Source organism: Herbaspirillum sp. WGmk3 (assembly GCF_023952535.1).
GTDB classification, from domain to species: domain Bacteria; phylum Pseudomonadota; class Gammaproteobacteria; order Burkholderiales; family Burkholderiaceae_D; genus Herbaspirillum; species Herbaspirillum huttiense.
Window position 1 is genome coordinate 1 of sequence record NZ_JAKYWT010000160.1, and the last position, 236, is coordinate 236.

Genomic DNA, 236 nt, shown 5'->3' on the forward strand with positions numbered 1-236 from the left:
GCAAGGCCGCGGCGAATTGCAGCTGGCCGTCCTCGTCGAGCAGATGCGCCGCGAGGGATTCGAACTCACCGTTGGCAAACCGCAGGTCGTCACCAAAACCATTGACGGCAAGCTGCACGAACCTTTCGAGCGCGTCACCATTGATGCCCCAGAAGAGTTCATGGGCCCCGTCACCCAGATGATGGGCCTACGCAAGGGCCAGATGATGCACATGGTCAACCACGGCTCCGGCTGGG

1 pseudogene is annotated in these 236 nt (G+C 61.9%); it reads left to right on the top strand.

Annotation, left to right across the window (positions count from 1 at the left end):
• Positions 1-236: pseudogene (locus MKD49_RS26290) on the top strand (translational GTPase TypA); the annotation flags it as partial.